The following is a 937-nucleotide window of genomic DNA, read 5'->3' as shown; positions in this document are numbered from 1 at the left end:
TCCGAGTCCGAGCAGAAATCCTTCGATGCCACCTGCCGAAAGCTCTATCGCTATCTCGATCGATCTCAAAGCGCCTAGCCGCGGCTGAATCCACCCATAGATTCCGCGGACGAGCCTATTGATTAGGGCTTTAATGCTCTGCGAAACGGCATATTAGGACCTGGACGAACGGGGCGTTGCACACTCCGGCCGTCCATCGAGCGAGCGAAAATCGAGCCCCGGGAACACTGAGCGAACGCAGCGACGTGTTCCTTCTCAGCCCTGATTTGCAACGTGGTTCTTACAGCGATCATGCTTGGTGGACAAGTCGACCGGACTCATCTTGTCGAGATCATGGGCCCCGAGGGGCCTCGCATCTTGATTCAGATCATGTCAATGCGAATCAAGTCAGTTCTGCGCCGACCGTCTGGACCTGTCTCGCGGTTACGGCGCCGTGATGGCTAAAGCGCTAACCGTCTGATCAGGTCGATCACTCGCCCGCCAAGATTGCCGCGCACATGCCTGTTGTAGCCACAGAGCCGCCGCTCAGGCGAGGTGGGAGCCTATGACTGGAAAAGGGTCCGTTAAGCGCCTCTAGCCCTCCTTCAGCACGACTCGCAATTGGAAATGTAGGAGGAATGTAAAATGCAGCCAGTCGCTTATCAAAGTACGGAGCAGGAGCCCTGCAATGATTGTTCGCATAGCGCAGTATTCAGGCAAAAGGCGCCTTTTGCTGGGTATCGCCTCTATCGCCGCCGTGCTTCTCGCGCAGCAGGCGCTGACAATGGTCGCTCATGGGCGGCTGACCTTTCTTCTCATTGGGGCCTCGCTTCCACTCGTCACATTGTTATTCGGCGCATTGTCAGGAGCCTTGCTTCTCGGGTGCGGTGTTGCATTTCGGCTCGCTATGGATGGAGCCTATTGGCAAGCTCGCGGTGAATGGACGTGAAGACCAGAC

General features: G+C 56.7%; 1 protein-coding gene. It reads left to right on the top strand.

The window, feature by feature from the left end; translation table 11 throughout:
* Positions 1-667 precede the first annotated feature (667 nt).
* Positions 668-928, top strand: coding sequence for a hypothetical protein (locus AWB81_RS43540; protein WP_062644784.1), 261 nt, complete (start codon positions 668-670; stop codon positions 926-928).
* Positions 929-937: the final 9 nt, after the last annotated feature.

Source organism: Caballeronia arationis (assembly GCF_001544975.2).
Lineage (GTDB): Bacteria > Pseudomonadota > Gammaproteobacteria > Burkholderiales > Burkholderiaceae > Caballeronia > Caballeronia arationis.
Note: the sequence above shows the minus strand (reverse complement) of the source record. Positions and strands in the feature narration are given on the sequence as shown.

Excerpts from the sequence above, each read along its gene's own strand:
- AWB81_RS43540 (WP_062644784.1), top strand. The coding sequence starts at position 668 with ATGATTGTTCGCATAGCGCAGTATTCAGGCAAAAGGCGCCTTTTGCTG.